The organism is Embleya hyalina (genome assembly GCF_003967355.1).
In the GTDB taxonomy this organism is placed as follows: domain Bacteria; phylum Actinomycetota; class Actinomycetes; order Streptomycetales; family Streptomycetaceae; genus Embleya; species Embleya hyalina.
Map to the genome: position 1 here is coordinate 88,841 of NZ_BIFH01000036.1, position 17,544 is coordinate 106,384.

The following is a 17,544-nucleotide window of genomic DNA, read 5'->3' on the forward strand; positions in this document are numbered from 1 at the left end:
CTCCACCAGACCCACCACCGAGGGGATCCACGACGATGACCGTCACCGAGCCGATCGTTCGGCCCGGACCCGACGCGCCGCCGCCCGCGTCCGCGCCGCGACCACCGGAGCAGGCCCGCGTGGCGCTGCGCCGGGTCGCCCCCGACGACATCGGCGTCGCGCTCGGCGCCATGGTCGCCGGCGCGAGCTTCGCGTGGGTGCTGTACGGGCGGATCCTGCCGGTCGCCGGCTGGCAGGGCTACCTGATCACCGCCTACCTCAGCTTCCTGCTGCTGTACGCGATCGCCACCCACATGCGCCTGGACCGGGTGGCCGCAGGCGACCGGGTCGCCGGCGCGGTGATCTCCACCGGCGCGGCCCTGATGGTCGGCACGGTGGCGACCGTGATCGGCTACGTCTTCGTCAAGGGCTTCGGCCGCATCCTGAACACGGACTTCTTCACCGCCACCCAGCGCCACTTCAGCGCGCTGAGCCCACACGGGGTCTCGGTGGGCGCCGCGCACGCGATCGTCGGCACCTTCGAACAGATGGGCATCGCGATCCTGCTGAGCGTCCCGCTCGGGGTGATCGCCGCGATCTACATGAACGAGGTCGGCGGCCGGTTCGCCGCCGTGGTGCGCGTGGTCGTCGAGGCGATGACCGCGATCCCCTCCGTGGTCGCCGGCCTGTTCGTCTACGCCTTCTTCGTCATCTCGCTCGGCCAGGGCTTTTGCGGCCTGGCCGCGGGCCTGGCGCTGTCGGTCGAGATGATGCCGGTCGTCTGCCGCGCCACCGAGGTGGTGTTGCGCCTGGTGCCCAACGGCCTGCGCGAGGCGTCCCTGGCCCTGGGCGCGGGGGAGTTCCGCACCCTGTGGAACGTGGTACTGCCCACCGCGCGCAGCGGCCTGGTCACCGCCGTCATCCTCGGCTGCGCCCGCGTGGTCGGCGAGACCGCGCCCGTGCTGCTGGTCGCGGGCGGCGGCGCCGGCATGAACTGGGACCCGTTCAGCGGTGTGCAGACCTCCCTGCCGTACTTCATCTGGGTGAACTACAAGTCGCCCAGCGACGAGCTCAACTCCCTCGCGTGGGGCGCCTCCGTGACCTTGCTCCTCATCGTCCTCGTGCTGTTCTCCCTCGCGCGCCTGATCGGCGGTCGCGGCCCCGGCGAGTCCCGACGCCGCACGCGGCGCCGCGCCGGCGCCAGCGCCAAGTCCCTCACCCCGGAGCCCACTTCATGACCAGGACCACGCGCCTGCCCGCGCTCTTGCTACGCGTGGCGATCGCGTCCGTGCTCGCCGTCCCTCTGCTCGTCCTGCCGTCCGGTACCGCCTCGGCCGCGGCCGGCATCCACGGCAGCGGCTCCACCTGGAGCTCGCCCGCGACCATGCAGTGGTCGGCCGACGTCGCCGCCCGCGGCCTCGCGGTCGACTACACCCCCAACGGATCCACCGCCGGACGCAACGACTTCATGAGTCACCTCGTCGACTTCGCGGTCTCGGAGATCCCCTTCCAGGGCAACTACGTCGACCGCGCCGGGCAGGCGACCAACGAACTCGCGCGCCTGCAGAACGACAACACCAAGTTCAAGTACCTGCCGATCGTCGCGGGCGGCACCTCGTTCATGTACAACCTGAAGATCCGCGGCCAGCAGGTCCGCAACCTCCAGTTGTCGCCGCGCACCATCGCCGGGATCTTCACCAACCAGATCAGGGTGTGGAACGACAAGGCGATCAAGGACGACAACCCGGCCCTGTCCCTGCCCGCCACCCCGATCACCCCGGTCGTGCGCTCGGACGGCTCGGGCACCAGCGCGCAGTTCACCGCCTTCCTGACCAACCAGGTCAACGACATCTGGCGGCCGTTCTTCCCCGGCGGCATGACCTCCGAGTTCCCGGTCAAGGGGGCCACCAAGGCGCAGGCCGGTTCCGAGGGCGTGGCCAACTACGTCGCGGCCGGATACGGCGAGGGCGCGATCACCTACGTCGAGACCGCCTACGCGATCCAGCGGCAATTCCCGGTCGCCTCGGTCAAGAACGTCGCCGGCGTCTACACCCAGCCCAGCTCGGACGCGGTGTCGATCGCGCTCACCAAGGCCCGCCTGAACCCGGACAGCACGCAGATCCTGGACGACGTCTACACCAACCCGGACAAGCGCGCCTATCCGATCTCCAGCTACAGCTACATGATCGTGCCGGCCGCCAAGCAGTTCTCCTTCGACGAGTCCAAGGGCGAAACGCTCGGCAAGTTCATCAAGTACTTCCTGTGCGCCGGACAGGGACAGGCACCGCGACTGGGATACTCGCCGCTGCCCCCCAAGTTGGTCGGCTTCGGATACGACGCGATCAAGTCGATCCCCGGCGCGCCGGACCCCGGAGCGCTGCCGGCGAACCTGGACAAGCCGACCAAGGCGGACCACGACGCCTGCCCGAACCCGACCTTCGACCCGGCCTGGGTGCCGCCGGAGCAGAAGCAGCAGCAACAGCAGCCCCAGCAGGGCGGCCCGGGCGGCTCCAACAACCAGAACAACAACAACGGCACCAACAACAACGGCACCGGCGGCAATACACCCAAGCCCGGTGACACGCCGGGTGCCGGCGGCGGCGCGACCGGCGGGACCCAGGGGCCGGACACCGGCGGCGGGGCCACCGTCGACCAGGGCACCGGCGAAGTCGTGGCCGGCGGCGACAAGTCCGGCCCCGCCGGGCCGGTCAGCGCCGGATCCGTGGAAGCCGGCGACTCGCCGCCGCTGCCGCCGGTCTGGTTCTACGCACTCACCCTGGTGTGCCTGACGGCGGCGGTGTTCGGCGCGCCGTTCCTGTACAGCCGACTCGGTCGAGGACGTGGTCCCGATGTCCGCTGACGCGCGCGAGGAGGCCGCGCCGGGTGACCGGGAGATGTCCGGTCCGTGCGCCGCAGACGAACTTTCGAACACCGTGTCGGTTTCCGCTCCCTCGGTGCCGCCGCGCCGCGCGAGGATCGGCGCGGGTCGTTTTCGCCGGGGGGAATCGGCAGGGAAACCGGTCCCGAACGGGGGCGAGAGAAGTGGGGTTGCCGTGAGCGGCATCGAGCGTTCCACCGCTTCGCCGGGCCGCGCGTTGTCCGTCGCCGGTGTCATCGCGCTGTGCGTCGCGCTGCTCGCGGGATGGCTCGGCGTGGTCGCCGGGTCGGCGGGCGCGGCCGAGCCCGCCGCCCGCCCGGCGGTGACGGTGTCGCAGAGCATCAACCTGGTCAACCAGCGCATCCTGGTCAAGTGGACCGGCTTCACCCTGGCCGCCGGTACCAACAGCGTCGTCGTGATGCAGTGCAAGGGCGCCACGCCCCGGCCTCGGGACTGCTGGTCGCCGACCTACACGGAGAACGGCGTCTTCCAACAACCCGACGGCAATCCGCCGATTCTCGCCACCAAGCAGACCGGAGTGCCCACCCGCGCGGACGGATCCGGAGAAGTGTGGCTCCAGGTCAGGCCGGCGCTGCGACTGCCGCAGTTGGGCTGCTCCGACCGACAGGCGTGTTCGGTCGTGGCGTTCGTGATGCCCGAGGCGGGCAGCACCGCCACCTCCTTCCAGCCGAAGCAGCACATCGATCTGGGTGTCCAGTATCAGATCACCGACACCGAGATGGACGTGGCCTTCGCCGCCGGGCAGGCGGCGGTGACGCCGCTGTCGTTCATCCCCGCGCCCGACGCGTGCCCGGGCATGGAACACCCCGACCTGTCGGTCACCGGCACCGGCGAGTTCGCCCAGGCCGGTGCCTCGTGGGTGTTCGGGTTGTGCGGTGCCCGGACGAACCCGGTCAACATGACGGTCAGTTCCGGCTCCGGCCCCAACTCTCGCGAGGTCTTCCTCCGCGACGGAACCGACATCGGCGTCACCCAGCAGCCCATCGGCGGCGCGCTCGACCAGGCCCGTCCGGTGGGATTGACCGGTACCCGGGACAAGGACAAGACGGTGTACGCGCCGCTGACCAACGGTGCGCTGGCCATCTCCTTCAACATCGACGACGCGAAGACCAACGAACCCATCACGTCGATGAGTCTGACCCCGCGCCTGGTCGCGAAAATGATCACCGGGGCCTACACCACGGGGCCGCGTGGGCCGGGCGCGATCCTGAAGGTCTACGACGACCCGGAGTTCAAGGCCGTCAATCAGGCGCACGCATGGCCGGTCGCCGACCGCAGTCCGATCCTGCGCGGTGTCCAGGACGACATGATCTGGGCACTCACCGCCTGGCTCGCCGCCGACCCGGAAACCGCCGCATGGCTCTCCGGAACACCGGATGCCAACGGCATCGTGTGTCCGCCGGAGTGGCGTGTCGGCACGGCGACGTACCCGCTGGCGGTATACACCAACCGCCTGGAGGCCCAGTCCAACGTGAACGTGCCGCAGACGGTGTACGAGGACATCGTCAACCGACTCGGCAACGCGGTGCCGATGAACCGCACCGTGGGCGACTTCGGGCCCAAGGACGACGGTCAGGACAGGTTCGGTTCGCACACCGTGATGGCCGTGACCTCGGTCGAGGCGGCCCTGCGCATGGGCACGCCCGTCGCCAAGCTCCGCAACGCCGCCGGCAACTTCGTGGACCCGACCGACCCCGCGACCGTGCGCGCCGGACTCGCCGCCGCCAAGGCGGGCCCGGACAAGGCGACGCTGACCAACGACTACCGCAGCACCGCCGCGAACGCCTACCCGCTCACCGCCACCGACGTGGCGATGGTCTCCACCGACAAGCTCACCGCCGCCAAGGCCGCCAAGATCGACACCTTCCTCGCCTACGCGGCGACCGCCGGACAGACGCAGACGGGCACCTTCCAGCCCGGCGCGCTGCCGCCCGGCTACACCCCGCTCACCGACGCGCAAAAGCAGCAGATCGCCGACGCCCGCAAGAAGATCGCCGACGCGCCCAAGTGGACCGGGGAAACCCCGCCGCCCACCAACCCGCCCGTGAACGGAAACACCGACAACAACACCGGTACCTCCGCGGGCACGAGTACCGGCAACACCGGCACCCCGAACACCCCGGTCGCCGGCGATCCCGACGCCTCGCCCTCGGCCGCGCCGTCGACCGCGGGGCCCTCCACCGCACCGGTGGGTGCCGCCGCGCCGCCGGCCGACAAGGGGCCGTTCCCCTCGGTCGCCAACGTGATCAAGGACGCGCTCGACGGCGACGGATCCGCGATCGTGCTGCTCGTACTGATGTGCGTGAGCGCGGGTGCGCTCGTCGCCTGCCCCGTACTGCTCTCCCTCGGACACAAACGCCGCACCGGCAACTGGCCACCACCGGTGGCCGCCGTCCTGCGCCTGATCGGTCGCCAGGGAGTGCCCGCATGACCGCCGACACCGTCTCCAAGGTCCCCGCGACCGCGCCGGCGACCACCCTCGCGACCACACCCGCGCCTGCGACCGCACCCGCACCCGCAGGCGCCGGCGCCGGTGCGCAACCGCCGGCGACCGCGGGCGGGTCCCGCGCGAGCCGGGCCGACCCCTACACCGTCGCGGGCGCCGCGGTCGCGCTGCTCGCACTGCTCATCGCGGGCTTCGTCGGCTACGTGTACGTCGTCTCCGACATCCAACAGGCCCGCGACCAGAGCATCCTGGCCGACCGACTCTCCGACGAGCTCTACCGCGACGTCGCCCCTCTCGGCGGCACCATCGCCAAGGGCAAGCCGGTGGCGATGTTGCGGATCCCCGCGATCGGCCTGCGCCAGGTCGTCGTCGAGGGCACCACCGCCGACTCGCTCGCCAAGGGCCCCGGACACCTGCGGACCAGCGGCCTGCCCGGGCAGGGCGGGCACAGCGTGATCATGGGCCGCGCGTACAGCTTCGGCGGCCCGTTCCACGACCTCGACGACCTGCGCGTCGGCCAGCGGATCGAGGCGACCACCCAGCAGGGCGAGTTCACCTACAAGGTGATCGAGCGCAGGCACATCGCCAACGGCAAGGACGACGTGCTCGCACCCGGCCGGGAGAACCGACTGGTGCTGATCACCGCCGACTCGTGGATCCGCCCCGGCGGCCGCACGGTGGTCGTCGCCGAACTGCAAGGTGCCCCGAAGGCCCAGGAGGGCCGGCGCCCGCAAGGTCTACGCGCGGACGAGAAGGGCACCGGCGGCTACGCGAACGCCGGCGTGCGACTGCTCCTGTGGGCGCAGGCGTTCACCATCGTCCTCGCCGTCCTGGTCTGGGCCCTGCGCCGTCACCCCGATCGCCGAGTCACGCTCCTGCTCGGCACCCCGGTCGTGCTCGCCGTCGTGTGGGCACTGTACGAATCCGCCGCACGCGTACTCCCGGCGACGCTCTGACGCCGGTTCCCGTCCCACTCCACACCCCGGAGGCTCCGCACGTGACCAGCCCGGACAGCGGTGCGACGACTCTCGCTCCCGCAGCCGAGACCCAGCCTTTACCGGCTCAATCCGCCGGCGGGCGTGGCTCGACGCTCACCGCGGAGACCGTCAGTGCCTGGTTCGGCACCCACAAGGTGCTCGAACGCGTCGACCTCGTGATGGCGGCCAACTCCGTCACGGCCCTGATCGGGCCGTCCGGCTGCGGCAAATCCACGTTCCTGCGCATCCTCAACCGGATGCACGAACTGGTACCCAGCGCCCAACTCGCGGGCCGGGTCCTGCTCGACGGCGAGGACATCTACGACTCCGCCCGCCGGCCGATCGAGACCCGGCGCCGGGTCGGGATGGTCTTCCAAAAGCCCAACCCGTTCCCGGCGATGTCCATCTACGACAACGTGGTCGCCGGCCTCAAGCTGACCGGCGTGCGCAACGCGGACAAGGACGCCGTCGTGGAATCCTCGCTGACCCGGGCCGGCCTGTGGACGGAGGTGCGCAATCGACTCAGGCAACCCGGCGGCGCGCTGTCCGGGGGCCAGCAGCAACGTCTCTGCATCGCCCGTTCGCTCGCGGTCGACCCGGACGTGCTGCTCATGGACGAGCCGTGCTCGGCCCTGGACCCGACCTCCACCAGGCGGATCGAGGACACCATCGGCGAGTTGCGCGACGAGGTCACCATCGTCATCGTCACGCACAACATGCAACAGGCCCAACGTGTATCCGACCACTGTGCGTTCTTCCTCGCGGCGGAGAACACCCCCGGCCACATCGTCGAGGCCGGACCCACCACCGCGATCTTCGGTGCCCCCCGCGACCCCCGGACGGCCGACTATGTCGCCGGTCGCTTCGGATGAGTCGCAGGCCCCGGACGGTACGCCGGAACGGCACGCGCGCTACGACGTCCACCTGGACGCCGAGCAGCACGTGCGGTGGCGGCTCATCGCCCCGAACGGCCGCGTGCTCGCGCGGTCCGCTCGGGGCCATGTCACGGCGGGGGCCTGCCGCATCGAGCTCGACCGGCTGCGTCGCCGGGTCGTGGACCTGGTGCCCGTCATCGGACGGGCGACGGGGGCGCCGGGCTGGTTCTGGAGCGTCGCTCTCGAACCCAGCGCCCCCGTCGCGTTGTCGGCCCGTACCTACGAGCGCCTGGAGAGTTGCCAGGTGTCCTACGAGAGATTCGTCCGTCTGCTGACCGTCACCGAGCCCGACGACTGGTGACCCGGGCCGCGCGCCCGCCACGATCGACGCGATCGTGGCGGTGCGCACGCGCCCGGCCCGGGGCGGTGGACTCTCCCGTCACGGGAGGGGGCACCGTGGTCGGTCGGGAGGTGATGAGGATGTTCCTCGGCATCGGAGACTTCGCTCGCGCCACGGGCCTGACCGTCAAGGCCCTGCGCTGGTACGACGAACAGGGCGTCCTGGTGCCCGCCGACGTGGACCCGGGCACGCGCTATCGCCGCTACGCGGTCGGCCAACTCGAACAGGCGGGCGTGGTCCGCGCGCTGCGGGCGGCGGGAGTGCCGCTCGCGGAGGTACGGATCGCGGTGGCCGGCGGCGGCTCCCCGCAGCAGGCGCTGCACGCCCGTCGCGAGGCGGTGCGCGTCGAACGCGCGCGCGAGGACCGGGCGCTCGCGGCCGCCGAGCGGGTGCTCGCCGGCACGGAGTCGCGCCACGACGTGCGGTCGCGGCCCACCCGGGCGCAGGCGTGGGTCGGCGTCGTCGAGTACGTCGCGACGCCCGGGGCCGGCACGGAGCCGGCGGGTGCGGGTGCGGGGGTGGGGGCGGGCTCGAGCGCCGGTGCGGGTGTGGGTGCGGGTGCGGGTGCGGGCTCGGGCCCGGTGGTCGCGGGGGCCGACGGGACGGTCGCGGACGCCGATGTCGCGGTCGAGGAGGCCCTGTTCGACCTGTACGCGAGTCTGGCCGCGGACGGGATCACCCCCACCGGCCCCTTCTGGCTGGACCTGGGCCGACCCGCCGCGGACGCCGGCGCCGAGGTCGTGCTGTGCCTGCCGCTGTCCGCGCCGGCGCCCGACGGCTGGTTCGTCCCGGGCCGGCGGACGGTCGCCGGCGTGCGCCCGGCCGGTCGCGAGCTCGCCACCGACCACCCGGTCACCGACGACGACCCCGACGACGACACCGCCGTGCATCCGGCGTTCGCCGCCCTGGTTCGCGCCGCCGCCGAACGGGGCCTGTCGATCGACCTGGGCACGCTGCGACAACACTGCCCGCGCGAGGTGCCGGGCGCGCCCGGATCCGGGACGTCCGAGACGGTGGTGGAACTGTCCGTGGCGGTCGAGGGCACCCACCCGACAGGCGAATAAAGCGATCGTCGGAGCCGGTACATCTGACACATAATCGGTCCGGTGTTCCTGACCATCGCAACCACGCATCGGCCCGCCACCGACCTCGGCTTCCTGCTGCACAAGCATCCCGGGAAGGCCCAGCGGTTCTCCACCACCTACGGCGAGGCCCACGTCTTCTACCCCGAGGCGGACGAGAAGCGCTGCACCGCGGCGCTGCTGCTCGACGTCGACCCGATCGCGCTCACGCGCGGCGTCAAGCGGGGCAAGGGGGCCAAGGGCTCGCCCGACCTCACGCTCGCGCAGTACGTCAACGACCGGCCCTACGCCGCCTCGTCGTTGCTCGCGGTCGCACTCGGCACGGTCTATCGCACCGCGATGCAGGGGCGCTGCGACGCGCGTCCCGAACTGCCCGCGATGGCTCTGCCGCTGGAGATCGAGGTGCCCGCGCTTTCCGCGCGTGGGGGCGAGGAGATGGTCCGGCGGTTGTTCGAGCCGCTGGGGTGGCAGGTCCGGACCGAGACCGTGCCGCTGGACGAGGGCTTCCCGGAGTGGGGTGAATCGCGTTACGTGCGACTGGCGTTGACCGGCACCATGCCGCTCGCGGAGGCGCTGCGGCAGTTGTACGTGCTGCTCCCCGTGCTGGACAACGCGAAGCACTACTGGGTCGCGCCGGACGAGGTGGACAAGCTGCTCCGCGCTGGCGAGGGCTGGCTGGCCGCGCACCCGGACCGTGACCTGATCGCGAGCCGATACCTCTCGCGCCGACCCACCCTCACCCGCAGCGCGATCGAACGACTGGCCGAAGTCGACGAGACCGCACCGGAGGACCTCGACAACGCGATACCGGACGAGGACCCGGAGCCGGGATCGGGGCCTGCGGTCGCGCCCGCAGCGGTCACCGACGCGAGCGCCGGCGCTGCGCCTGCGCCTGCGGGCACCACGCACGCGCCTGCGACCGGTACGCCGACGCCCGCGACCACTGCCTCCGCGCCTGCGACCTCGGGCATCGCGTCCGCGGGCATGTCTGTGGCGGGCGCGTCCGTACCCGCGGCGTCGAACGTTGCGCCTGCGGGTGCCGGTGCGGGTGGGCCCGAGAGCCTGGGCGTCGCGTCCGCGGGTGTGTCTGCGGCGGGTGCGTCCGTGCCTGCGACCTCGGATGTCGCGTCTGCGGGTGCGCTTGCGGCCTCGGGCGTTGCGTCCCTGCCTGCGGCCGGTGTCGTGTCGGCTGCGACCGAGGACTCCGTTCCTGCGGCCTCGCCCGCGGGCGAGGCCGGCGGCGGGGTTGGCCTGTCGCTTGCCCGGCAGCGGCGCGATGCGATCCTGGAGGCCCTGCGGGCGGCCGGCGCCGAACGCGTGCTCGACCTCGGGTGCGGCGACGGCAAGTTGATCGGAGCACTGCTCAGGGAACCGCGTTTCCGCGAGATCGTCGGCGTCGACGTGTCCATCCGCGCGCTCACCATCGCCGAGCGCAAGCTCAAGCTCGCCCGGATGTCCGAGCGGCAGCGCGATCGCGTGCGCCTGATCCAGGGCGCGCTGACCTACACCGACAAGCGGCTCGCGGGCTACGACGCGGCGGTGCTGTGCGAGGTCATCGAGCACCTGGACGAACCGCGCCTGCCCGCTCTCGAGTACGCGGTACTCGGCGCGGCCCGACCCGCGACCGTCGTGGTCACCACGCCCAACGTCGAGTACAACGTCCGCTACGCACCGGAGGAGCCGGGCGGCCACGGCCTCGCCGCCGGCGCCATGCGCCACGGCGACCACCGCTTCGAATGGGACCGCGCGACGTTTCGCGCCTGGGCCGAACGGGCGGCGGCGACCTACGGCTACGTGGCCCGCTTCGAACCGGTCGGCGAGGTCGACCCCGAGGTCGGCCCCTCCACCCAGATGGCGGTGTTCACCCGTACCGACGCCGCCGCAGGCGCAGGCGCCGCCCTCCCCACCGACGACACCCCCGCGACCACCGACACCCCCAGTCCCACCCCCACCGACGACGAAGGCACCGGAGCGACGGCATGACCCACGACGCGAGCGCCCGCCGCGCACTGACCATGCCCGACCTGTGTCTGGTGGTCCTGATCGGCACCACCGGCGCCGGCAAGTCCACCTTCGCCCGCACCCACTTCAAGCACACCCAGGTCCTCTCCTCCGACTACTTCCGCGGCCTGGTCGCCGACGACGAGAACGACCAGTCGGCCTCCGGCGACGCGTTCGAACTGCTGCACCACGTAGCCCGCATGCGCCTCGCCTCCGGCCGGCTGACCGTGGTGGACGCGACCAACGTGCAGCGCGAGGCGCGGGCGCAACTGGTCCGGATCGCCCGCGACCACGACGTGTTCCCGGTCGCGATCGTGCTGGACATCCCCCAGGACGAATGCCAGGCGCGCAACTCCGAGCGCCCGGACCGCATGCACCTGCCCCCGCAGGTGATCCAGCGCCAACACCGCGACATGCGCCGCTCGCTGCGCGGTCTCCAGCGCGAGGGCTTTCGCAAGGTGCACGTGCTCTCCGGCACCGACGAGGTCGCGCGCGCCGAGATCGTCCACGAGCGCCGCTACAACGACCTGCGACACCTGACCGGCCCGTTCGACGTGATCGGCGACATCCACGGTTGCCGAGCCGAATTGGAGTCGCTGCTGGTCGAACTCGGATACACGCTCACCCGCGACGAGGCCGGGCGACCGGTCGACGCGGCGCACCCCGAGGGCCGCACCGCCGTGTTCGTCGGCGACCTGGTCGACCGCGGGCCGGACACGCCCGGCGTACTGCGCCTGGTGATGGGCATGGTCGGTGCCGGACACGCCCTGTGCGTGCCGGGCAACCACGAGAACAAGCTGGTGCGCGCGCTCAAGGGCCGCCAGGTCAAGACCACCCACGGCCTCGCCGAATCGCTCGAACAACTGGCCGCGGAGAGCGAGGAATTCCGCGCCGAGGTGGTCGACTTCTGCGAATCCCTGGTCAGCCACTACGTGCTCGACGGGGGTCGGCTCGTGGTGTGCCACGCCGGTCTGCCGGAGAAGTACCACGGCCGGATGTCCGGTCGGGTGCGCAGCTTCGCGCTGTACGGCGACACCACCGGCGAGACCGACGAGTACGGCCTGCCGGTGCGCTACCCGTGGGCCGACGAGTACCGCGGCAAGGCCACCGTGGTCTACGGTCACACGCCCACGCCGCGCGCCGTATGGGTGAACAACACGATCTGCCTGGACACCGGCGCGGTGTTCGGCGGCGAGTTGACCGCGCTGCGCTGGCCGGAGCGCGAACTGGTCGCGGTACCGGCCGAGCAGGTCTGGTACGAACCCGTGCGACCGCTCGCCTCCGCCGCTCCCGGTGGTCGCGACGGGCGCGCCCTCGACCTCGGCGACGTGCTGGACCTGGCTCCCGGCGGGGTCGGTCGCCGGCACGTCGAGACCGCCGGCGCGGGCCTGGTGACGGTGCGTCAGGAGAACGCGGCCGCGGCCCTCGAGGTGATGAGCCGGTTCGCCATCGACCCGCGCTGGCTGGTCTACCTGCCGCCGACGATGGCGCCCTGCGCCACGAGCACGCTGCCCGGTCTGCTCGAACACCCGGCCGAGGCGTTCGCCCAGTTCCGTGCGGACGGCGTCACCCGGGTGATCTGCGAGGAGAAGCACATGGGCTCGCGTGCGATCGCCCTCGTGTGCCGGGACGAGGCCGTCGCACGCGAGGCGTTCGGCGTGGACGAGGGGATGGGCGCGGGCGCGGTGTGGACCCGCACCGGGCGCGGCTTCTTCCCCGACCGGGCCACCACCGACGGCTTCCTCGACCGCGTGCGCGGGGCGATCGACGCGGCCGGCCTGTGGGCCGAACTGGACACCGACTGGTTGCTGTTCGACGCCGAGTTGATGCCCTGGTCGGCCAAGGCGCAGGAGCTGCTGCGGCAGCAGTACGCGTCGGTGGGCGCGGCCGCGACCGCCGCGCTGCCGGTCGCCGGCGCCGCGCTGGCGCGTGCACTCGAACGCGGTATCGACGTCGGGGACCTGGCCGACCGGATCGCCGGACGCACGGCCAACGCTCGCGCGTTCGTGGACGCCTACGGCCGGTACTGCTGGCCCACCGACGGCCTGACCGGGCTGCGTTTCGCCCCGTTCCAGGTGCTCGCCGGTCGTGGCGGGTCCTACCTGGGCCGCGACCACGAGTGGCATCTCGCGCTCGCCGACCGCCTGGTCGCGGCCGACTCCTCCGGGCTGCTCGCGCCCACCGGGCGACTGGTCGTGGACGTCACCGACGAGGAGCAGGTCGCGGCCGGCATCGCCTGGTGGACCGAACTGACCTCCACCGGCGGCGAGGGCATGGTGGTCAAGCCGCTCGCGGGCGAGGCCGACCGGGTCGCCAACCGACGCGTGCAGCCCGGGGTCAAGTGCCGCGGTCCGGAGTACCTGCGGATCATCTACGGCGCCGACTACACCGAACCGGTGAACCTCGACCGGTTGCGCGATCGTGGTCTCGGCCACAAGCGCTCGATGGCACTGCGCGAGCACGCGCTGGGCGCGGAGGCGCTGGCGCGGCTCACGTCCGGTGAAGCGCTGTGGCGCGTACACGAGGCGGTCTTCGCCGTACTCGCGCTCGAATCGGAACCGGTGGACCCGCGCCTCTGAGTCCACGTCACCTGTTCACAGCAAGGGCGGCATCCGCGGAGACACGGATGCCGCCCTTTCGTATGTGAATGCCGGCTACTTCGGGTATGTCGCTTCAATGCCATGTGCCGATCGCGGCGGGTCGAAGGTCCCGGGTCGATCGGTCCGAGCGTCGCCGCAGGTGGGGACCTGTGCCGGAGGTCGGGGACGCGGGTCCGGGTGCAGGATCCGAATGTGGCGGAAAACGGCGCCGAACACGCTCGACGCCGGGTCGCCTCGAGACACGGAGGAGCAGCGATGAGCCACGTGGTGGACCCCAAGGCGCCGACCGGCACATCGGCGTCCCGGCCGGAGGCGGACGACCCGGATCCGGCGCAGGGCACCCTCGGTCTGCCGCAGGCGACCGCGCTCGTGATCGGCGGCGTGGTGGGCACCGGGATCTTCCTGCTGCCGGCCACGCTCGCCAAGTACGGCACCATCAGTATCCTCGCCTTCGGCCTGGTCACCGTCGGCGCGCTGGCGATCGCCGCGATCTTCGGCAAACTCGGCGCGCGCGTGCCCGCCGCCGGCGGCCCGTACGCCTACGCCCGCGAGGCGTTCGGCGAGTTCCCGGGCTTCTTGAACGCGTGGTCCTTCTGGATCACCGCGTGGGCCGGCAACGCGGGTATCGCGGTGGCCTGGGTCGGCTACGTCAACTACTTCCTGCACTGGGACTCCACGCCGGGCAAGATCGCGATCGCGCTCGTCGGCCTGTGGATCCCGGCCCTGATCAACCTGTCCGGCGTCAAGAACATGGGCCTGTTCCAGGTCGTCACCACCGTGCTCAAGTTCGTCCCGCTGATGTTCGTCGCCGTCGTCGGCCTGTTCTTCGTCGAGAACGCCAACTTCGGCCCGTTCAACGCGAGCGGCAAGAGTTTCCTCGGCGCCCTCCAGGTCTCCGCCGCGCTGGTGGTTTTCGCCTACTCGGGCATCGAGGCCGCCTCGGTCGCCGCGGCGAAGGTCGAGAACCCCCGACGCAACATCGGCAGGGCCTCGATCCTCGGCACGCTCGCCTGCGCCGCGGTGTACATGCTGAGCACGATCGCGGTGATGGGAAACGTGCCGCACGGCGAACTCGTCGACTCCTCGGCCCCGTTCTCCGACGCGCTGAACAACATGTTCGGCGGGAGCGTCTGGGGCGGCCTGATGGCCGCGATGGCGATCGTCTCCGGCATCGGCGCGCTCAACGGCTGGACCATGTTGTGCGCGGAGATGCCGTACGCCGCGGCCAGGGACGGCATGTTCCCCCGCTCGTTCGCCGAGGTCAACCGGGCGGGGGTGCCCGCGTTCGGCATCCTCGTCGCGACGGTCCTGACCTCGGTGGTGGTCGCGGTGAACTACCTGTGGTCCGAGGACGCGTTCGAGACGATCCTGCTGCTCGCCACCGTCACCACCGTGATCCCGTACCTGTTCTCCGCGTCGGCGCAACTGTTCTGGCTGGTCACCCGCGAGCGCCCGGTCTCTCGCGCGGCCCTGGCCAAGGACCTGGTCATCGCGGTCGTGGGCTTCGTGTTCACGCTGTGGATGGTCTACGGCGCGGGCTCGGACGCGGTGCTCAAGAGCCTGATCATGCTGCTGCTCGGCATCCCGGTCTACATCTGGGTCAAGGCCGCGCGCGGCGAGTACGGCCCCGGCGGCGCCGAGGCGCCACCCACCGAGGCGGCGGACATCACCGTCGACACGCGCGGGCACTAGCGCGATGCGCGCCCGGCGCGCGCATCGTGTCCCCACGAACCGGAAACACCATCCGCAAGTCGGTCCGGTCCCGATGGCCGGCACGTACACCGCAGTTCGCAACGGTCAGGAGGACCATTCCATGGGGTTCCACGTCGAGTCGGAGACCGGTCGTCTCAAGCAGGTGATCCTGCATCGCCCGGACCTGGAGATGAAGCGGCTGACCCCGACGAACAAGGACGAACTCCTGTTCGACGACGTCCTGTGGGTCAAGCGGGCCCGCGAGGAGCACGACGGCTTCGCGGACGCGCTGCGCGATCGGGGCATCCGCGTACACCTGTTCACCGACCTGCTGCGCGAGACGCTCGCGAGCGAGCCGCCGGCGAAGAAGATGGTCCTGGACCGGGTCTTCGACGAACGCGAGTTCGGCCTGCTCGCGGTGGACGAACTGCGCGGCCTGTTCGAGGGCTTCGACGTCAACGAACTGGTGCGCTACCTGGTCGGCGGGATCACCAAGCGGGAGATCCTGGAATACATGGAGGAGCCGCACAGCGTCGCGTTCCACACCATGGAAGTGGACGACTTCGTGCTCAAGCCGCTGCCCAACCACATCTTCACCCGCGACACCTCGTGCTGGGTCTACGACGGCGTCGCGGTGAACGCGATGACGATGCCGGCCCGCCGGCGCGAGTCGGTGCACTTCGAGGCGATCTACACCTACCACCCGAACTTCGCCAAGGGTGACTTCAACGTGTGGAACCCCGGCCAGAGCAGCTTTCCCGCGACGATGGAGGGCGGCGACGTCCTGGTCATCGGCAACGGCGCGGTGCTGGTCGGCATGAGCGAGCGCACCACCCCGCAGGGCGTCGAGGCGCTCGCGCGGGCACTGTTCAAGCACGGCTCCGCGACCAAGGTGGTCGCGCTGAGCATGCCGAAGAAGCGCGCGTTCATGCACCTCGACACGGTGATGACGATGCTCGACGGCGAGACGTTCACCAAGTACGCCGGCATGGGCATGCTGCCCTCGTACACGATCGAACCGGGCGACGACGAGGAGGCGCTCAAGGTCAGCGACCACCCCGCCCACGACATGCACAAGGCGATCGCGAGCGCGCTGGACCTGTCCGACATCCGGGTCCTGGCCGCCACCCAGGACGTGCGCTCGGCCGAGCGCGAGCAGTGGGACGACGGGTGCAACGTACTGGCCGTGGAGCCCGGCGTGGTCTTCGCCTACGAACGCAACGTCACCACGAACACCTTCCTGCGCAAGAACGGCATCGAGGTGGTCACCATCCGCGGCAGCGAACTGGGGCGCGGCCGCGGCGGACCGCGCTGCATGAGTTGTCCCGTCGAGCGCGAGGCCGTCTAACCTGGCGGTTTGCCGATCCGTACGACCGTCGCCCGATCGTCGTGCGCCCCTCGTCCGATCCGTCGAACCCCCCGTGTGCGACGGCTCCCCGATCCCCGATCCCCCGGATCCCCCGATCCCGTCCGAAGAGAAGCCCGGAGCCATGGCCTTCAATCTGCGTCACCGCAACTTCCTCAAGGAATTGGACTTCACGCCCAAGGAGTTCAATCACCTGCTCGACCTCGCCGCGGACTTGAAGGCCGCGAAGTACGCGGGCATCGAGCAAAAGCGCCTCGTCGGCAAGAACATCGCGCTGATCTTCGAGAAGACCTCGACCCGCACGCGGTGCGCGTTCGAGGTCGCCGCGTACGACCAGGGCGCGGGCGTGACCTACCTCGACCCGGGCGGCTCGCAGATCGGCCACAAGGAGTCGATGAAGGACACCGCCCGAGTGCTCGGCCGGATGTACGACGGCATCGAGTACCGCGGCAGCAAGCAGGAGTACGTCGAGGAACTCGGCAGGTACGCGGGCGTGCCCGTGTGGAACGGCCTGACCGACGAGTGGCACCCCACGCAGATGCTCGCGGACATGCTCACCATGCGCGAACACTCGGACAAGCCGCTGCACCGCGTCTCGTTCGCCTACCTCGGCGACGCCCGCAACAACATGGGCAACTCGCTGCTGATCACCGCCGCGATGCTCGGCATGGACGTACGCATGGTGGCGCCCCGGGAGTTGTGGAACCACCCCGAGATCGTCGACAAGGCCAAGGAGATCGCGGTCGGCACGGGGGCCACGATCACCCACACCACCGACGTCGCCGAAGGCGTCAAGGGCGTGGACTTCCTCTACACCGACGTGTGGGTGTCCATGGGCGAGCCCAAGGAGGTCTGGGACACCCGGATCGCGCAACTCAAGGCATACCAGGTCAACATGGACGTGGTGAAGGCGACCGGGAACCCCAAGGTCAAGTTCATGCACTGCCTCCCCGCCTTCCACGACCGCAACACCGCGGTCGGTCGGGACATCTTCGACAAGACCGGCATGGAGGCGCTGGAGGTCACCGACGAGGTCTTCGAATCGGAGTTCTCGATCGTCTTCGACGAGGCCGAGAACCGCCTGCACACGATCAAGGCCGTCATGGTCGCCACCCTCGGCGACTGACACGCGGCAGGAGGATCGGCGCGGCCCGGGCACCGGACCACCGGTACCCGGGCCGCGCGCGGTTGCGGAACACCCCATTCATCCCGCTATGCCGCGACGAC

At 71.0% G+C, this 17,544-nt stretch carries 12 protein-coding genes; all 12 read left to right on the plus strand.

Going from position 1 to position 17,544, the window contains the following annotated elements:
- Positions 1-35 precede the first annotated feature (35 nt).
- The 12 genes from pstA to argF all read left to right on the plus strand — a co-directional run bounded on the left by pstA (position 36) and on the right by argF (position 17,443).
- Positions 36-1,217, plus strand: coding sequence for a phosphate ABC transporter permease PstA (pstA, locus tag EMA17_RS38050; RefSeq protein ID WP_126641772.1), 1,182 nt, complete (start codon positions 36-38; stop codon positions 1,215-1,217).
- Positions 1,214-2,839 (plus strand): phosphate ABC transporter substrate-binding protein PstS, encoded by a 1,626-nt coding sequence (locus EMA17_RS38055; protein ID WP_126641773.1) that lies wholly within the window; start codon positions 1,214-1,216, stop codon positions 2,837-2,839. Before pstA ends, EMA17_RS38055 begins: the two co-directional genes overlap by 4 nt.
- A 193-nt stretch (positions 2,840-3,032) precedes the next feature.
- Positions 3,033-5,309: a hypothetical protein gene (locus tag EMA17_RS38060; protein ID WP_126641774.1), complete on the plus strand. Its 2,277-nt coding sequence runs from the start codon at positions 3,033-3,035 to the stop codon at positions 5,307-5,309.
- Entirely contained in the window at positions 5,306-6,280 is a 975-nt protein-coding gene (locus EMA17_RS38065) for a sortase (protein WP_126641775.1), read from the plus strand. Before EMA17_RS38060 ends, EMA17_RS38065 begins: the two co-directional genes overlap by 4 nt.
- Positions 6,281-6,456: 176 nt before the next feature.
- Positions 6,457-7,173: a phosphate ABC transporter ATP-binding protein gene (locus tag EMA17_RS38070; protein ID WP_218043215.1), complete on the plus strand. Its 717-nt coding sequence runs from the start codon at positions 6,457-6,459 to the stop codon at positions 7,171-7,173.
- Positions 7,151-7,537, plus strand: coding sequence for a YegP family protein (locus EMA17_RS38075; RefSeq protein ID WP_078974919.1), 387 nt, complete (start codon positions 7,151-7,153; stop codon positions 7,535-7,537). Before EMA17_RS38070 ends, EMA17_RS38075 begins: the two co-directional genes overlap by 23 nt.
- Positions 7,538-7,656: 119 nt before the next feature.
- Positions 7,657-8,640 (plus strand): MerR family transcriptional regulator, encoded by a 984-nt coding sequence (locus EMA17_RS54675; protein ID WP_176605556.1) that lies wholly within the window; start codon positions 7,657-7,659, stop codon positions 8,638-8,640.
- Positions 8,641-8,682: 42 nt separating this feature from the next.
- Positions 8,683-10,641 carry a 3' terminal RNA ribose 2'-O-methyltransferase Hen1 gene (locus tag EMA17_RS54680; RefSeq protein ID WP_126641777.1) on the plus strand — a complete coding sequence of 653 codons (1,959 nt, stop codon included), beginning with the start codon at positions 8,683-8,685 and terminating at the stop codon, positions 10,639-10,641.
- A complete protein-coding gene (locus EMA17_RS38090; RefSeq protein ID WP_126641778.1) occupies positions 10,638-13,238 on the plus strand; it encodes a polynucleotide kinase-phosphatase in 2,601 nt (866 codons plus the stop codon). Before EMA17_RS54680 ends, EMA17_RS38090 begins: the two co-directional genes overlap by 4 nt.
- 276 nt (positions 13,239-13,514) lie before the next feature.
- On the plus strand, positions 13,515-14,951 hold the full coding sequence (locus EMA17_RS38095) for an amino acid permease (RefSeq protein WP_126641779.1): 1,437 nt from the start codon (positions 13,515-13,517) through the stop codon (positions 14,949-14,951).
- Between the two features lie 121 nt (positions 14,952-15,072).
- Complete coding sequence (locus tag EMA17_RS38100) at positions 15,073-16,299, plus strand: arginine deiminase (RefSeq protein WP_126641780.1); 1,227 nt, start codon at positions 15,073-15,075, stop codon at positions 16,297-16,299.
- Positions 16,300-16,441: 142 nt separating this feature from the next.
- Positions 16,442-17,443 (plus strand): ornithine carbamoyltransferase, encoded by a 1,002-nt coding sequence (argF, locus tag EMA17_RS38105; protein ID WP_126641781.1) that lies wholly within the window; start codon positions 16,442-16,444, stop codon positions 17,441-17,443.
- The last annotated feature ends 101 nt before the right edge of the window (positions 17,444-17,544 follow it).